The sequence below is a fragment of the Dyadobacter sp. HNCC25DJ186 genome (genome assembly GCF_056895235.1).
Window position 1 is genome coordinate 570,844 of sequence record NZ_JBXHAS010000001.1, and the last position, 16,380, is coordinate 587,223.

Here is a 16,380-nt window from a genome sequence, read left to right on the forward strand (position 1 = left end):
ATTTAAGGAAACTCCGATGGAGTTAGGGTACTCGCTTTATCGTTGGTTTTCTATAAACAGGATGCTCAGGAGGACCCTTGAAGGTCGAATCGGGTATGGATAAAATTCTATTTACTTATTCAAAAACAACTCCATAAAAAGCTGATCCAGATGCGCTACTGTTACAACCTCGATGTTCGCATCTTTAAAATCCAAACCCTTTCCATTATATTTTGAAATATAAATTTTCTTAAAACCCAACTTCGCCGCTTCCGAAATCCGGCTTTCGATTCTGTTAACAGCCCTCACTTCCCCTCCCAAACCAACTTCCGCAGCAAAACATACAGAAGGTGCTATAAATGAGTCTTCATAAGAGGATACAATAGAAGCAACCACTGAAAGATCGATCGCAGGATCTTCAACGCGCAACCCGCCGGCAACATTGAGGAAGACATCCTGAACACCTAACCGGAAACCTCCACGTTTTTCTAAAACAGCCAGAAGCATTTGTAATCTTTTGGCATCAAATCCTGTTCCGCTTCGCTGCGGAGTTCCATAAGTTGAAACACTAACCAAAGATTGAATTTCGATCAAAAGAGGACGATTCCCCTCCATCATCGAACCAATAGAAATTCCGCTGATCGGCTCGTCGCGCTGGGAGATCAGGATTTCAGAAGGGTTACTTACCTGCCTCAAACCGGCAGCGTGCATTTCATAAATACCAAGTTCAGAGGTGCTTCCAAAACGGTTTTTCACAGTTCTTAAAATCCGGTATGTGGTATGGCGGTCTCCTTCAAATTGCAAGACCGTATCTACCATGTGTTCCAAAACCTTCGGACCAGCCAGCGAACCATCTTTGGTAATATGCCCAATCAAGAAAACGGGAACCCCGGTTTCCTTCGCATACTTCATAAATTCAGCCGTACATTCCCGCACCTGTGAAACACTTCCCGCACCAGATTCAATATACGCCGAGTGCATCGTTTGAATCGAATCGATAATCAATATCTCAGGTTGAAAGTCTTCAATTTGCCTGAAAATATTGGCAGTATGTGTTTCTGTAAGAATGAAACAGTTATCGCTTTTAGAAGACATTCTCTCCGCCCGCATCTTAATCTGCTGCTCTGATTCTTCCCCTGAAACGTATAACACCTTTTTCTTGGTTAATGTCAATGCGATCTGGAGCATCAATGTTGACTTGCCAATTCCGGGCTCTCCACCGATCAAAACCAGCGAACCTTTTACAATCCCTCCACCAAGAACCCGATTTAATTCACCATCGTCTGTTACAATTCGCGGTTCATTGGCATATTCGATTTCCGCAATCGCCTTGGGTTTACTGGCAAGATTTACCGACTTCCAGGTGACCGTAGCTTTTTTATCTTCTTTCTCAATCACTTCCTGCACCATCGTATTCCACTCTCCGCAGGAAGGACACCTGCCCACCCACTTAGGAGAATTATATCCGCATTCCTGACAAAAATATGCTGTTTTGGCTTTGGCCATAGGGATTCTTTCTTAGTTTGTTGTCGTATAATTGGTTACAAAATCACCTTAAAATTTGCCAAATATGCAAACCTTTTTTCCGTTAAATCAAAAAACAGTAGGTTTACGTACCGAATTTTATTTCCTGACGTTATCAATCGGTTTTAGTCATCAACAAATTTTAAATATGAACGTTATTAAGACAACAATTTATACCAGCCTTTTATTCCTGGCGGCCGTAGTTTCTGCTCAGGCGCAGTCAAAAGGATTTGTTATAGGTTTGAAGGGAGGAGTAAATTTGTCGCGGCTGACAATGGGTAATGTTTTCACAACCCGTTACGACGATAATGGGAATGCATTTTTGAAATATGACGGTTCCGAGGTTAAGGACAATATCAAACAAAGTTTTGATACAAAAACCGGCTGGGTTGGCGGGGTCTATATGCGTTTTGGGAAAACATTTTTTGTACAACCCGAGGTGTTGGTTTCTACAAAAGGAGGATCATTCCAGATTATCCCAGACGGCTCAGCAACGGTGCAAAATGTTAAAATAAAATACAGTAATATCGATGTACCGATTCTGATTGGCTTAAAAGGCGGCCCGATCCGTATTTTGGCGGGTCCATTATTCTCCTTCCGCGTTGGAGACAATCAGAAACTGAGTGATGCCTTCAAACAGTATTCTTCAAACCGGGATAAGTCTTTATCCAATGCGGTGGTGGGATATCAGTTTGGTGCAGGTCTTGATTTAGGAAGTTTTAGTCTGGATGTTAGAAAGGAAGGAACGTTTACGGACCTTGCCACTTTCAAACTAGATGGCAAGCCAATTGAAGGAAGTAACGCAACGGTTCGGCAAAAAATAACTTCGTGGCAAGTTACGCTTGGCCTCAAGTTGTTATAATTCGCATCATAACAAAACATGCAGCCATCGATCAGGCGATGGCTGCTGTCCTTTTGAATAACCCACTAATTTATAGAGTAAATTTTTTTATCGATATAATATTTGATTAGGCGCTAATGCGGTGGTTGGCATGATTAAGTATATTGCTGATCTCTTTGATTTTTCTCCTCGAAACAATTACCTCTTTACCGCATGACATCTTCAACATGCGATCATCTTCCAAACGCTCTACAACGAAATCTGAATTAACCAGGTACGATTTGTGAACCCTGATAAAATTGTTGGCCAGAATTTCAGCAAGGGATTTTAATGTTTTGGAAACCAGATATCTCTTACCTGCATTGGTGTAGATAAACGTATAATTCCCCTCCCCTTCCAGAAATGTGATAATGTCAGGAGTGAGAAAAATCGTTCTTCCCATTGACTGAACGGAAATGTTAACTGTCCTATCGGCCGAGGCATTGTCCGATAATGTTTGGTGAGTAAAAGTTCCAAATGTTTTCATAATGATGGGCTGGTTTTTCGACGTTGTTTATGAATCAAATTTAATTGGAAAATTTGGACAAGTAAAGTACCCACAAATGGGTATTTTTATGTAATTTTCTGTTAAACAGGTAGTTACACAAACACCTCTTCATCAAATGACGTAACTGAACTTATCAAAACACGTAATTTTACTTAGTACCCGAAAGGGCTATTTCGGGCTCTTTTAATGGATAATTTTTTTTGGACACAAAAATGTCCTGCTGCGCCTCGTAACTTTATCTATCTTTGCAGAAGATTTCACACAGGAACCAACCGGCCTGGCAGCCGGTTTTGAATAAATAGAAATACTGGAATACGGCAGTTGGCAGCCAGCAATCTGGATTCCGATTACGTTTCTTTACAACCAATAAAAATTTATGATTACTGATCGGGTAAAGGAATTACTCCAAGAAATTGAAATATGCCAGGTTGAAAATAAAGAACAACTTGAAGCATTTCGTTTACGGTATATAAGCAAAAAAGGTGTTGTTACCGAATTGTTTGATGGCCTCAAAAATATTCCACAAGAAGACCGCCGTGCCGTTGGTCAGGAATTAAATATATTAAAGAATCTGGCTCAAAGTCGTTTTCAGGATTTTACTGCTACTTTAGAAGCTGCAACTGAAAATAACGAAGGAAGCCAGATAGACCTGACACTTCCTGTTGCGCCAAATCTTCAGGGAAGTATCCATCCATTAACCATTGTTCGTCGTCGGATTATTGAAATTTTCGAACGTATGGGATTTAATGTTTCCTACGGACCGGAAATTGAAACAGACTGGTATAATTTCGGCGCATTGAATTTTGCAGATAATCACCCTGCGCGTGAAATGCAGGACACTTTCTTTATTTCGAAAGGAGAAGGTGCCGTGAAAGATGATGTATTGTTAAGAACACATACATCTAACGTACAGATTCGTTTGATGGAAAGACAAAAACCGCCGATCCGTTCCATTATGCCGGGTCGCGTATTTCGTAACGAAGCAATTTCTGCGCGCGCACATTGCGTATTTCATCAGGTTGAGGGATTGTATATTGACAGAAACGTAAGTTTTAAAGATCTTAAAGACACGCTTCTTCACTTTTCAAAGGAAATGTTTGGAAAGGATTCTCAGATCCGTCTTCGTCCATCATACTTCCCGTTCACCGAACCAAGTGCAGAAATTGACGTAACCTGTTTTATTTGCAAAGGAGTAGGCTGTAATATTTGTAAACATACCGGTTGGGTAGAAATCGCAGGTTCTGGTATGGTGGATCCGGCAGTTCTTGAAAATGCAGGAATTGATAGTGAAGAATTTACAGGATTTGCTTTCGGTATGGGAATAGAACGGATCACAATGTTGCGTTACGGAATCAGTGATTTAAGATTATTCACTGAGAACGATGTCCGCTTTTTAAGACAATTTGAAGGGGCTTGATACTTGTAATAGATCTTTTCAGACAAATAATTCCGATTTTATAGTGGTGAAACCGGTTAAACGGGCAGCACGAAAATCGGAATTATTTTTTAGAAACGGGACCCAAGATAATAGGGCAACATTTTTTTCCAGGTGGACCATTCGTGTGGAATGTCTTCACCCCAGACATCAAGCTCATGGGGAACATTTTTAGAATTTAAAATAGCAGAGATCTGACGGGAGCATTCAGGATATTCGTAAGCTCCGGATCCAGTCACAAAATGAATATGTCGACTTTCACGGTAGAGTGATAATTGCCATTCGGCTTTCAGCTGTGAGAGATAATGAATCGGAGAATTAAAATAAACATTGTCGTCATAATAACCGCTCGTATACAAACTCAGATCGTAACACCCGCTCATACCTATGACACCATGAATAAAATCAGGATAGCGAAAAAATAAATTGGCAGCATGAAAAGCTCCGAGTGATGCTCCGGCCGTAATAATCTCATTTTTCTGACTTGTGGTATCTTTAATGTAGGGAATAACTTCTCTGATTACATAGTCATTAAAATGCTGATGACGAATTGCTTTATCATAACCGTGCATGTGTGGATTTAACCAGCTTTCACCATTGATACTGTTAATGCAATACACCTTAACCTTGCCTGAGTCAATATACGGGGCGATACTTTCTATCAATCCATTCTGCTCATATTCAAGGTAATCCGACGCTGCTGTGGGAATTAACAATAAAGCAAATCCATAATGGCCATAAACGGCAATATCCATTTGTTTATTCAGAGACGGACTATACCAGCTGGTTACTTCACGTTGCATTTCGTTTCCGTTTAAGTTGATAGAGTGTTTAGAAACAAGTTCTGTTATGTTGCCAACGTTAAAAAATTAATGCCAGTGCCCGGAAAACCGAGACTGGCATTAATTTCTCCTAAATTCTTTACTTAAAACTTTTATTTCTCAAGTTAGTACAAAACCCAGGTATCTTTACCACCGCCACCCTGCGAAGAATTGACAACCAGTGAGCCTTTACGTAACGCCACGCGCGTCAGACCACCCGGAATAACACTGATATCATCACCATATAAAATATACGGACGAAGGTCGACATGGCGTCCTTCTGCATGCCCGTCAACCATACAAGGAACCCTTGATAAAGAAATCGTAGGCTGGGCAACATAATTCCGAGGATTGTCCCGAATTTTTTGTCTAAAAATTTCGTGTTCTTCCTCCGTTGCTTTTGGCCCGATCATCATACCGTAACCACCTGCCTCGTTCGCTTCTTTTACTACAAGCTCATGAATGTTTGCAAGCACATATTCAAAATCTTCCGGCTCCCGACAGATATACGTTTTTACGTTTGGAATGATGGCTTCCTCTTTCAGGTAATATTCAATGATACGCGGCACGTAAGCATAAACAACTTTGTCGTCCGCAACACCTGTTCCAGGCGCATTTGCCAAAGCCACGCGACCTTTTTTATAAACCTCAAAAATTCCGGGAATACCAATCAATGAATCAAGATTAAATGCTTCCGGGTCTAAAAATGTATCGTCAATACGACGGTAAATAACATCAACAATTTGAAGTCCGCTGGTTGTGCGCATTTTAACATAACCGTCAGAAACGACAAGATCACGCGCATCTACCAGCTCCACGCCCATTTGCTGGGCAAGATAGGAATGTTCAAAATAAGCAGAATTGTAAATCCCGGGCGTCAGAACCGCAACGGTTGGATTGGGGCGGTCTGCAAGATGCTGCAACATTTGCAAAAGCCTGGTCGGGTAATCAGAAACAGGACGAACGCCAGTACGCGCCAACACGTCAGGGAAAATTTGTTTAGATAATTCCCTGTTTTCAATCATATAAGAAACTCCCGACGGACAACGTAAATTGTCTTCAAGCACCATAAACGTGCCGTCGTCTCCTTTAATTAAATCTGTTCCAGTTATATGGCACCAAATCCCTTTCGGAGGATTCAGGCCGATACAAGGTTTCAAAAAACATTTACTGGATTCAATCAGATCTCTCGGAACAACGCCATCGTTTAATATATTCTGTTCATTATAAACGTCATGAATGAACATATTCAGCGCTTTGATCCGCTGTTTTAATCCTTTTTCCAGCCATTCCCATTCTGCATTCGGTAAAACGCGCGGTATGATATCAATCGGCATAATCCGCTCCGTTCCTTCACCTTCCGAATACACATTGAAAGTTATCCCCATCGAAAGCAAAGCACGCTCAGTGGCTAACTGTCTGTTGGTGAGGTCCTCGTTGGTTAAGTTTTCAAATTTATTTTTTAGGTGTTCATATCCCGGACGGATTTGTCCATCGGGAGTAAACATCTCATCGAAGAAATCCTCGTTTTGATAACCAGAAAATGAAAAATTCATACAATACAAAATTTGAATAAGTATACTTCTACTATTAACAGAACAATATATGGCATATGTTTCGATTTGCAAAATGTTTACATCACAGCTACCATCAAAATGAAATTATTTCTCTCCTAAAATACGACCTTTTAAGTCGTCAATAGTTTAGTTTTTAAATGTTTACAAAAAAGATAAATATCAATTACACGGATAATAAGATTTACGGGTATGAATTTTATTCATAAAAAATGTATCCCATTTATTAACACATCATTAATATTCACCCTTGGATAAACAATCGTTGTATGTCAGGCCACTTCATGTTTTATTTGCAGCGGGAATAATGAAACACAAGGTTTCCCGTTTTAACCACATGCCAAAATACTTGTTGCTCATTGGAGGAATATTACTGGGAATATCGAATACTGCTTTTTCACAACACCTTCAGGGAATAGCGATGGGCAATTATTCGGGAACACAGGCATTATATCACAATCCTGCATTTGTCGCCGATTCCCGTTATAGCGTCTATGTAAACTTTGTCGGTTCACAATTATATACTGCAAACAGCGGTGTACGTTATAATGCACCCTATTCTTTTCTCAGTCTGATCACAAACCAGGTTTCTGCTGAACATAGAAATGAAAAAGGAGCGGTTTTGTTTCCCAGAGCTTATCTTAAAGAAAGACTCAATGGGCGTGACAAGTGGCTCAACGCCGGCGGCGATACCCGATTGCCATCGATCATGTTTGGACTTTTCAAAAATAGGATCGGTGTAGGGCTGTCTACACGGGTCAGATATTATATAAATAGTTCGGGTATAACAGAGGATCTTGCCAGGCTATTAAGTAAAACTACGCGGGAACCTAACTTGCAAGGTGGAACATTTACAGACCAATCCGGAAAACTGAACGCCAATGCGTTGGGTGAACTGGCTATGACTGTTGGCGGCGTGGTAATTGATAATGAAACAGAGTTCCTGAAGGTTGGTATAACCATCAAAAGACTGATAGGACTATACAATGCCAACGTTGAAGTCAGAAATTCCAGTTATTCCATTGAGCCAGATCCGGCCTGGGCAAACAGACGTCATTTAATCGTTGGCGACCAGATTAATGTAAAATACGGAATTACTAAAGACGAGGCCTTTCAGAATTTCAGGCCGAATGTTTCGTGGTTACTCGGAAATATGGCTGCTGGCAGAGGATGGGGAATCGACCTGGGAGCTGTGTATGAATATCGTCCGGATATCAACAAATATTCCTACACTGAAAAAGGTGTGCGGATGCATGATGCCAGTAAAAATAAATACCTGTATCGTGTTGCTGTATCCCTGACCGATGTTGGAAGAGTTCATTTTAACAACCCGACATATCTTTTGCAACAGGAAGTTAATACACCAGGCAGTATTTTACGGTACGATGATTTTCAGAGACTCCAAGGTTCCGAGGGCGCATTCAACGCTGTTAATAGTGCATTTGGCGTGACCGGTTCTCAAACGGCAGATTTCCACGCGGCGTTACCTATGGCTTTTCAGGCAAGTGTGGATTATAACATTCAACCGAAAGTTTATGTAAACGCTTTATGGGTTCAGAATTTAATTCCGCAAGGTGCCATGGGAATGAAAGCTGAATCCATGTTATCTGTAACACCTCGTTACGAACATAAGTGGTATGAAATTTCAGTTCCTGTTTCAATAATGAACCGATACAGCTCTCCTGCCATCGGGTTAGCGATGCGCGCGGGGCCTGTCTGGTTTGGTACGGACCATCTCACGGGTTTATTGAATGTTGGCAATCCGAAATCGTTCAATCTATATTTTGGTGTATCAGCAGGCTTATTCCGCCGCCCGCCTGGAATGGCTAACAAATGCTGGCCGGCGGAAAAATCATGGTTAAGGCGAATTTTCAGCCGACGGGATTCGTTCTAATATTTACAGCGTTTAATGCAAGTACAGTTATTTTTTATAAATTAACCGGTACTTCAACTTCAAATCTAAAACAATGAGAGAAATAGCGAAATCAGAAGAAGAGTGGCAAAAAGAATTGACTGGAATGCAATGTTTCGTTTTACGTGAAAAAGGAACAGAAAGGCCATTTACCAGCCCGTTAAATGATAACAAAGAGGAGGGGATTTATGTTTGTGCCGCCTGTGACACACCGTTATTCAGCTCTGAAACAAAATATGAATCAGGATCTGGCTGGCCAAGTTTCTTCACTCCGATCGGTGAACAAAGTGTGGAAGAAATTGTTGACAACAGCCACGGAATGAGCCGAACAGAAGTAGTATGCCGAACATGCGGAGGCCATCTTGGCCACGTTTTCAATGACGGACCTAAGCCAACAGGACTACGCTATTGTATGAATGGTGTAGCACTAAAATTCATTAAAGCGTCGTAACAATAGCCGCAGATAAAGCCGGATATACCAAGATATGTCCGGCTTTTCTTATCTTTGACACCCTTATGAACCTTAACGTTTGATGGAAGTTATCAAAACCTTCTACAATAAAATCAAAGCCATGTTTCAATTCATTGGAACACAGCTGAAAGCAATATTTAAAAGCATTATTTATAAACTTTCCGGCTTTTTTGTCGGCAAAGCAAAAACGGATCGATACTTCGATTCTGTTCGTCAAAAGCGGGCAGCTTACCATGCATGGTGGGATAGAAGAATAGATAGAAACTCCGCCTTTTACAAACCAATTGTATTCACCTGGAAATTATTTTTATATGGTTTTCTAGGATTTTTCTTCTACATATTTTGCGTTGAAACCAATTTCCTTTGGTTAATGGGAAGTATGCCAAGTGTGGAAGATCTCCAGAACCCCAAAGTTTCTCAATCTTCAGAAATTTATACCTCCGACGGATTGATGATCGGAAAATTTTATACAGAAAACAGAACACCCGTTCCCTACGAAAAAATATCCCCAAATCTTGTCAAAGCACTTATTGCCACAGAAGATGTTCGTTTTTATGAACATTCAGGGATTGATTACCGTGCCATGGCCGGCGTTGCCGTCGGTATTGTAAGCGGCGAGACGGATCGTGGAGGAGGCAGCACGGTAACGCAGCAGCTGGCGAAAAAACTTTTCAAAACCAGAAAAAGAGACGCACGCGGACTGTTGGGATCCATACCAGGACTAAGTACTTTGATTTACAAAACCAAAGAATGGTTGACGGCAATTAAACTGGAAAGAAATTTTACCAAGCAGGAAATCCTTACCATGTATTTCAATACCGTTGATTTTGGTAATAATACTTTTGGTATCAATACTGCGGCCAAATCTTATTTCAGCAAAACGCCGGATAGTTTGAATGTTCAGGAAGCAGCGGTTTTGGTTGGTTTACAAAAAGCTACAACAACCTATAACCCTGTAAGAAATATTAAACGCTCCACGGAGCGACGTAATGTGGTCATCAGTCAGATGGCAAAATATGGGTATCTTACTGCCAAACAAGCGGACTCGATCAGCGCATTGCCGATAGAATTAAAAACAAAATTCGAAACCCCGTACGACGGAAATGCCAATTATTTCAAAAATGCGGTTGTAGATTATGTAAAAAAATGGGGTGATGAGAACGGCTACGATCTGTATACGGACGGTTTGAAAATTTATACGACCATTGATTCCCGTATGCAGGAAAAGGCAGAGGAAGCAATGACCCAGCGTATGAAACAATTACAACGTGTTTTTGAAGACCATTGGGGAAAACAAAATCCTTGGGTCGATGAGACGGGTAAAGAAATTCCGAATTTCCTGGAAACGGTTGTAAAAAGAACAAGCCGTTATAAATCTTTGGCTGCCAAATTTCCCAATAATCCGGATAGCGTCTCTTACTATCTCGCCAAAAAAGATACCATGACTGTCTACGATTGGAAAACGAGCGGTCAGATAAAACAATACTGGAGTTCAATGGATTCTCTGGAATATTACAAGCGTATTTTGCGTGCAGGAATGATGGCGATGGATCCGCACAACGGACAAATTAAAGCATGGGTTGGCGGACTGGATTATAATTTCTTTAAATATGATCACGTAAAACAGGGCCGTCGCCAGCCTGGGTCAACATTTAAACCGTTTGTCTATACCACGGCAATCGATGATTCCAGCTTCAACATGACGCCGTGTGATCAGATTGAGGATAAACCCTTCCAGAAGACATACATGGAAGATGGTGTTGAAAAAGAGTGGAAACCAAGGAACTCTACTGGTTACTTTACCTATTCCAATATGACACTTCGCCGCGCTTTGGCACAGTCCGTGAATTCTGTTACCGCCCAGTTAACGGAAGACGTAGGCGCTGCGGACGTTGTGCGTTATGCGAAAAAAATGGGAATAACCACGCCCTTAAAACCTGTTCCATCCATCGGTCTGGGCCCTTTTGACGTTTCCTTGTATGATATGGTTGCGGCTTACAGTGTATTTGTCAATAACGGAAACTATACTCAGCCCATTCTGGTGACTAAAATTGAAGACCGTAATGGTAAGATCATCGAGGAATTTGTCTCCGAGTCCCGCCGAGCGATCAGTGAAGAATCTGCTTTTTTGATGGTTCACATGCTCAAAGGCGGTGTGGAAGAATCAGGAGGAACGTCGAGCTCGATAAAGTGGAGATATGATGTTGCTAAAAATAATAATGAGATCGGCGGAAAAACCGGAACCACTTCAAACAACTCAGATGGCTGGTTCATGTGTATCACGCGTGACCTGGTTATAGGCGCGTGGGTGGGAGGCGATGATCGCAGCATCCACTTCCGGACAACGAATCTTGGAGAAGGCGCAAAAACAGCCCTTCCGATCGTTGGTAGTTTTCTGGAAAAAGTGTATCGGGATAAATCGATAGGTATCGAACCAGGACCATTCCCAAAACCAAGTTTTAAAATCAACAAAGAATACAATTGCCCGACCTATTACCAACCAAGCCAAAGTGATTCTCTGGATGTTGGAGGTGACAGCTCAGGTACGAAGAACCCGGATGACGATTTTCTTATCGGCCCCCCACCAATTCCGTTGGATACTGGTGGGAGACGAAACTAACAATAACGGCGAAAAGGAAAACCTTTTCGCCGTTATTGTTTTATAGACATAATGTGGACTACCTTGTTCGCTTGTAGTCCAGAAATCTTTTAAAATCTTCTCTTGCAAAACAAATTGACGTCAGTACATAGAAAAACAGGGGCTCTCTACAAAACAAAGACCAACTAATTGCAAAACCGACTTTATAATATTCCTGATAAGGCAAAATGTTGTGACTATACAAAGGCACAAAATTGCAAGGAGGCAGTTTAATAGATTTCCATATAAGTCACTTTGAATAAAGACGATTGTAGTAATTAAACATTACTTGCCAGCCTTACGCTGCGGTTTTCTGTTAAGCAGAAAAATGGTTATCACTCCGCCAATAAAACCAAGTGCAACTTCTTCCAGCTGAGAGCCATGGAACGCATTACTAAATTCAGATAGTGATTGACCTGCTAACAACAAATAAAAACCACAAATCACCAGAATGATGAAAATCAATTTACCAGTAATAATTCCCATTTCATAGTGTGTAAAAAGGTTAGAATAAATTACGATCCCAAGCAATTCACAACGTTGAAGAATTATCACAATATCGATTAATAATCAGATACTTGAAAACTTTATTCCAACTTTGATTAAAATAAATCTGAGTACTTTATATCTTAAAATAGCAAATAATTGGCCATACACTGTATAGAGAAATTATTTTGATTATGCGTTTTGTAACTATGAGATTCTCCTATAATCGTGATTATAAAGTAAGCTAATTTGCTTTTCCACGGTAATGTTTGAAATAAATCATCACAAGCAAGACAAACAAAATTACGCCGGTTAATAGATAAAACATGTACAGATTTTCACCAGGCGCTGTTGGTAATTTATATTCCTTAAAAGCCATCCAACCCATTAGACAGGTAATTGCGATAATACCAAAATTGGACTTTATAAATTTCATATCTGCTCAAATTCTTTTGTAGGGTATTAGATCCTGATTTTTCTCCCAATCTGTATCCGACAAAAATTGCTCATTGACAAATTACAATCTGATAGCGTAAACTTTAAAACATTAAGCATCTTCCATGTTTCAATGCACAAGCAATTTTAACTAAATATTTACATTCCAAAAATGTTTATTCCAACTTTGATTAAAATAGTTTAGCAACAAAAAACCAACTTATTCTACATCAAGAACAAGTTGGTTCCAATTACTTTTTTAAAGAGATTACCTAGCCAATCTTCAAAACCTCCTTATACTGCATCCGGTACAGATTTGCGTAAAAACCCTCTTTTTCGAGCAGTTGCTCGTGCGTACCTTCTTCTTTGATTTCACCTTTGTCTACTACGATAATTTTATTTGCTTCCTGAATGGTGGACAAACGGTGCGCAATAACGATCGCCGTTCTACCCTTCATTAGTTTTTCAATTGCTTTCTGGATTAGCTCCTCGGTTTCGCTGTCGACCGATGAAGTGGCTTCGTCCAACACTATAATTTTTGGATCGTGAACCATGGCGCGTACAAATGAAATCAACTGGCGCTGCCCGACTGATAATGTGGCGCCGCGCTCCATAACATTGTAGGTATATCCCCCAGGTAATCGTTCGATGAAATCATGGACGCCGACCAACTTGGCTGCTTCGACAATTTTCTCGTGCGTGATGGTATCATCGCCCAGACGAATATTGTTTTCAATCGTATCAGAAAACAGAAAAACGTCCTGCAAAACAACACCGATATTTCTTCTCAAAGCCGTCAGTTCAAATTCATGTACTTCCCTGCCGTCGATGAATATCTGTCCTTTGTTAATATCATAAAAACGACTCAGCAGATTGATAATGGAAGATTTTCCTGCACCGGTCGCTCCCACGAAAGCAATGGTCTCGCCTTCATTTACTTTGAAGTTGATATTTTTCAGAACATAATCTTCATCGTTATATGCAAACCAGACCTCTTTAAATTCCACTTCCCCGCGCAGTTTTTCCGGTATAAAATCTCCGTCATTGGCAGTATATTCATTGCTATCCAAAAGCTTGAGAATCCGGTCCGTGCTAACTATCCCCATTTGCAAGGTATTGAAACGGTCAGCAAGCTGGCGTATCGGCCTGAAAAATAAGTTGATAAACATAACAAATGCTGTCACCGTACCAAAAGTAACTTCTGCATTCAATATCTGTTTGGAACCATACCAAACCACCAGGCCGGTACCTGCCGCAGAAATTACGTCAGCAACTGGAAAGTAGATAGAATAGTATAAAATAGAACGAATATTGGCATCCCGATGCACCTTGTTAATTTCTTCAAACTTCTTATACTCAATATCTTCACTACTGAAAATCTGCACGATACTCATGCCGGTAATATGCTCCTGGACAAAAGAATTCAGATTGGAAACCGCAGCACGCACTTCATTAAAAGCATCTTTAATTTTTTCCTTGAAAACATAAGTACAAAACAGCATCAAGGGAATCATCGAAAGACTGATAATCGACAATTTCCAATCGGTATAAAACATAACTCCGATGATCAGAACGAGCTGCAAAATGTCGCCCGCAATTGCAGCCATACCGTCACTGAATACATTGGAAAGTGTTTCCACGTCAGAAATTGTTCTCGTCACCAAACGTCCGATAGGGGTATTATCAAAAAATTTCAGTCTCAATCCAATAATCTTTTCATACAACTGGACGCGGATATCACGGATAATATATTGTCCAAGCCAGCCTGCCATATAAGTATTCCAGAACTGCACGAAACCCTGAACGATCAAAACCACAACCATGACGGCCAACATTAACGCCAGCTGATTATAATTCCCTTCGGCAATGGGTTTATCAATCGTGTATTTAATCAATAACGGCGTGAGCGGAGCCAACACCGCGTTGATCATAATGATCGCGATGAGCAAATAAAACTTACCCTGATATGGCCGAACGAACGTATATAAACGTTTAAGTGTGGGGAGATCAAATATCTGACCGCTTTTGGTTTCCTGGTTCACAGACTGGTGGTTGTTTTTCTAATTTCTAGCCATTGATTGACAAACTTCCGCAGGCTTTTTTGTATCACAAATAATCAACAACGAAAAAGTTAAATTCGTCACCAAAGAAACGAAGAATTCAAATTTTTGTCTAACTTTCTTATCTGCCGGACATTCATATCATACCTCTAAACGCTTAAAATCATGGAAATATTTCTCAGTATTTGTCTCGGATTGGGTTTAAGTGCCAGCAGCGGTTTTCGGGTTTTCCTTCCTATGCTTGTTGCTAATATTGCAGCCATGAGCGGCTGGGTAACTCCTGGGGAAAGTTTTGCGTGGCTCTCCACCTGGCCGGCTTTCTTCCTGTTACTCACCGCATCCATCGCTGAAATTGGCGGTTATTACATCCCTTTTATTGATAATCTACTGGATACCATCGCAACACCCGCGGCAGTTATTGCCGGAACATTACTATCTACCTCCTTTATCCAGATTGACAATCCTGTTTTGCATTGGGGTTTGGGACTTATTGTTGGCGGCGGAACAGCCGGGCTTGTCCAGGTAGGTACGGGTCTGCTGCGTTTACTTTCGTCCAAGACAACAGCAGGGCTGGGCAATCCGGTTGTGTCTACCGCCGAAAATATTGCATCGTTCAGCTTATCCAGTCTGGCCATTTTTTTGCCATTGATTGCAATGGTCCTGGTAGTTCTGCTGGTTTTGTGGCTTTTCAAAAGGATTGCCAGTTTAAAAAAATCAAAATAGCGTACTTTCATGCCCAATGCCATACCCGTTCATTCGCTTCCAAAAACGCAGAGCCAGGTTCCGGCACTTAAAATTTATCGGTTCAAAAATAGTGGGGCCCCGTCTCAAATACCCGAGGCACTGCCGATAACCCCGCTACCAACAGATACGCCGCACCGACATACCTATTACGAGATTTTATTTATTGAAGAAGGCCAGGGCTTTCATGAGATTGATTTTCACTCCTACACCATGCAGGGAACCGGGATGCATTTTGTCACACCGGGGCAAGTTCACCTGCTCACTTTTGCCGCCCCTTGCCAAGGATTTATAGTCGCTTTTTCAGAAGACTTTTATACGTTCTACAATCCGGGAAGTCCGTCTTTGTCGAATTTTCCTTTTTTCCAGGTTAGTAAACGTCAGCCAGTTTTAAAACTATCGCCAGCAGAACGACATTATTTTCATAACATTCTGGAAAATATGGTTGAGGATCATTTGAGTAACGAAACGGATCAAAACATGCTTGGTCAGTATCTGGGTTTGTTATTACAAAAATGTGCCATTATTAATCAAAAAGTCTCACATGCACATTTACAATCAGCTTCGTCAGTGCCCGAAATAGTCGGGCGATTTCAAGAATTGGTTGAAAAAAATTTCAGGGAAATGCATGAAGTCCAGCAGTATGCAACGATACTGAATGTTTCGCCGGATTATTTAAGCAAAACTGTGAAACGATTTCTGGGCGTGCAAACGCAGGAATATATCCTCGACAAACTGCTTTTAGAGGCCAAAAGGCTTCTTGTTTTTACCAATCTCAGCAGTAAGGAAATTGCTTACCACATCCATATAGACGACCCTTCCTATTTTGGAAGAATTTTCAAACGCAAGTCTGGTCTGACCCCTAACGAATACCGTGAACATGTTCGGAAAAGTACCATTTAATAACAAAAATGT

The 16,380-nt window shown here is 40.9% G+C and carries 14 protein-coding genes; 7 read left to right on the forward strand and 7 right to left on the reverse strand.

All coding sequences use genetic code 11. The annotated features are described in order from the left end of the window. Nucleotides 1–111 precede the first annotated feature (111 nt). Nucleotides 112–1,485, reverse strand: a complete 1,374-nt coding sequence (radA, locus tag AC1XUO_RS02380) for a DNA repair protein RadA (RefSeq protein WP_235150419.1) — start codon at nt 1,483–1,485, stop codon at nt 112–114. 166 nt (nt 1,486–1,651) lie between these two features. On the opposite strand from radA, the gene AC1XUO_RS02385 reads away from it, so the two are divergent. After that, nucleotides 1,652–2,365, forward strand: coding sequence for a porin family protein (locus tag AC1XUO_RS02385; RefSeq protein ID WP_483328153.1), 714 nt, complete (start codon nt 1,652–1,654; stop codon nt 2,363–2,365). Between the two features lie 106 nt (nt 2,366–2,471). Here the strand turns inward: AC1XUO_RS02385 and AC1XUO_RS02390 are convergent, their stop codons facing one another. Next, nucleotides 2,472–2,870 (reverse strand): LytR/AlgR family response regulator transcription factor, encoded by a 399-nt coding sequence (locus AC1XUO_RS02390; RefSeq protein ID WP_483328154.1) that lies wholly within the window; start codon nt 2,868–2,870, stop codon nt 2,472–2,474. 397 nt (nt 2,871–3,267) lie between these two features. On the opposite strand from AC1XUO_RS02390, the gene pheS reads away from it, so the two are divergent. After that, nucleotides 3,268–4,308: a phenylalanine--tRNA ligase subunit alpha gene (gene pheS, locus AC1XUO_RS02395; RefSeq protein ID WP_483328155.1), complete on the forward strand. Its 1,041-nt coding sequence runs from the start codon at nt 3,268–3,270 to the stop codon at nt 4,306–4,308. 89 nt (nt 4,309–4,397) lie between these two features. Here pheS and AC1XUO_RS02400 read toward each other — a convergent pair whose 3' ends face one another. Beyond that, the gene (locus AC1XUO_RS02400; protein ID WP_483328156.1) at nt 4,398–5,129 is read right to left on the reverse strand and encodes an esterase family protein; all 732 of its coding nucleotides are present in this window, start codon (nt 5,127–5,129) and stop codon (nt 4,398–4,400) included. A 143-nt stretch (nt 5,130–5,272) separates the two neighbouring features. Further along, entirely contained in the window at nt 5,273–6,703 is a 1,431-nt protein-coding gene (locus AC1XUO_RS02405) for a circularly permuted type 2 ATP-grasp protein (protein ID WP_483328157.1), read from the reverse strand. A gap of 325 nt (nt 6,704–7,028) precedes the next feature. Here AC1XUO_RS02405 and AC1XUO_RS02410 point away from each other — a divergent pair, with 325 nt between their 5' ends. From AC1XUO_RS02410 to AC1XUO_RS02420, 3 genes are all read left to right on the forward strand, one after another. Then, nucleotides 7,029–8,615, forward strand: coding sequence for a DUF5723 family protein (locus tag AC1XUO_RS02410; RefSeq protein ID WP_483328158.1), 1,587 nt, complete (start codon nt 7,029–7,031; stop codon nt 8,613–8,615). 73 nt (nt 8,616–8,688) lie between these two features. Then, nucleotides 8,689–9,084 (forward strand): peptide-methionine (R)-S-oxide reductase MsrB, encoded by a 396-nt coding sequence (gene msrB / locus AC1XUO_RS02415; protein WP_483328159.1) that lies wholly within the window; start codon nt 8,689–8,691, stop codon nt 9,082–9,084. 121 nt (nt 9,085–9,205) lie between these two features. Next, nucleotides 9,206–11,725, forward strand: a complete 2,520-nt coding sequence (locus tag AC1XUO_RS02420) for a penicillin-binding protein 1A (RefSeq protein ID WP_483328160.1) — start codon at nt 9,206–9,208, stop codon at nt 11,723–11,725. A 303-nt stretch (nt 11,726–12,028) separates the two neighbouring features. On the opposite strand, the gene AC1XUO_RS02425 is transcribed toward AC1XUO_RS02420, so the two are convergent. From AC1XUO_RS02425 to AC1XUO_RS02435, 3 genes are all read right to left on the reverse strand, one after another. Beyond that, a complete protein-coding gene (locus tag AC1XUO_RS02425; RefSeq protein ID WP_483328161.1) occupies nt 12,029–12,229 on the reverse strand; it encodes a hypothetical protein in 201 nt (66 codons plus the stop codon). Nucleotides 12,230–12,473: 244 nt separating this feature from the next. Continuing rightward, nucleotides 12,474–12,665, reverse strand: a complete 192-nt coding sequence (locus AC1XUO_RS02430; RefSeq protein ID WP_483328162.1) for a hypothetical protein — start codon at nt 12,663–12,665, stop codon at nt 12,474–12,476. 271 nt (nt 12,666–12,936) lie between these two features. After that, nucleotides 12,937–14,706 (reverse strand): ABC transporter ATP-binding protein, encoded by a 1,770-nt coding sequence (locus tag AC1XUO_RS02435; protein WP_483328163.1) that lies wholly within the window; start codon nt 14,704–14,706, stop codon nt 12,937–12,939. 183 nt (nt 14,707–14,889) lie between these two features. Between AC1XUO_RS02435 and AC1XUO_RS02440 the strand changes: the two genes are divergently transcribed. Both AC1XUO_RS02440 and AC1XUO_RS02445 read left to right on the forward strand, forming a co-directional pair. Further along, a complete protein-coding gene (locus tag AC1XUO_RS02440; RefSeq protein WP_483328164.1) occupies nt 14,890–15,447 on the forward strand; it encodes a DUF4126 domain-containing protein in 558 nt (185 codons plus the stop codon). A 9-nt stretch (nt 15,448–15,456) separates the two neighbouring features. After that, nucleotides 15,457–16,368 carry a helix-turn-helix domain-containing protein gene (locus AC1XUO_RS02445; protein ID WP_483328165.1) on the forward strand — a complete coding sequence of 304 codons (912 nt, stop codon included), beginning with the start codon at nt 15,457–15,459 and terminating at the stop codon, nt 16,366–16,368. Nucleotides 16,369–16,380: the final 12 nt, after the last annotated feature.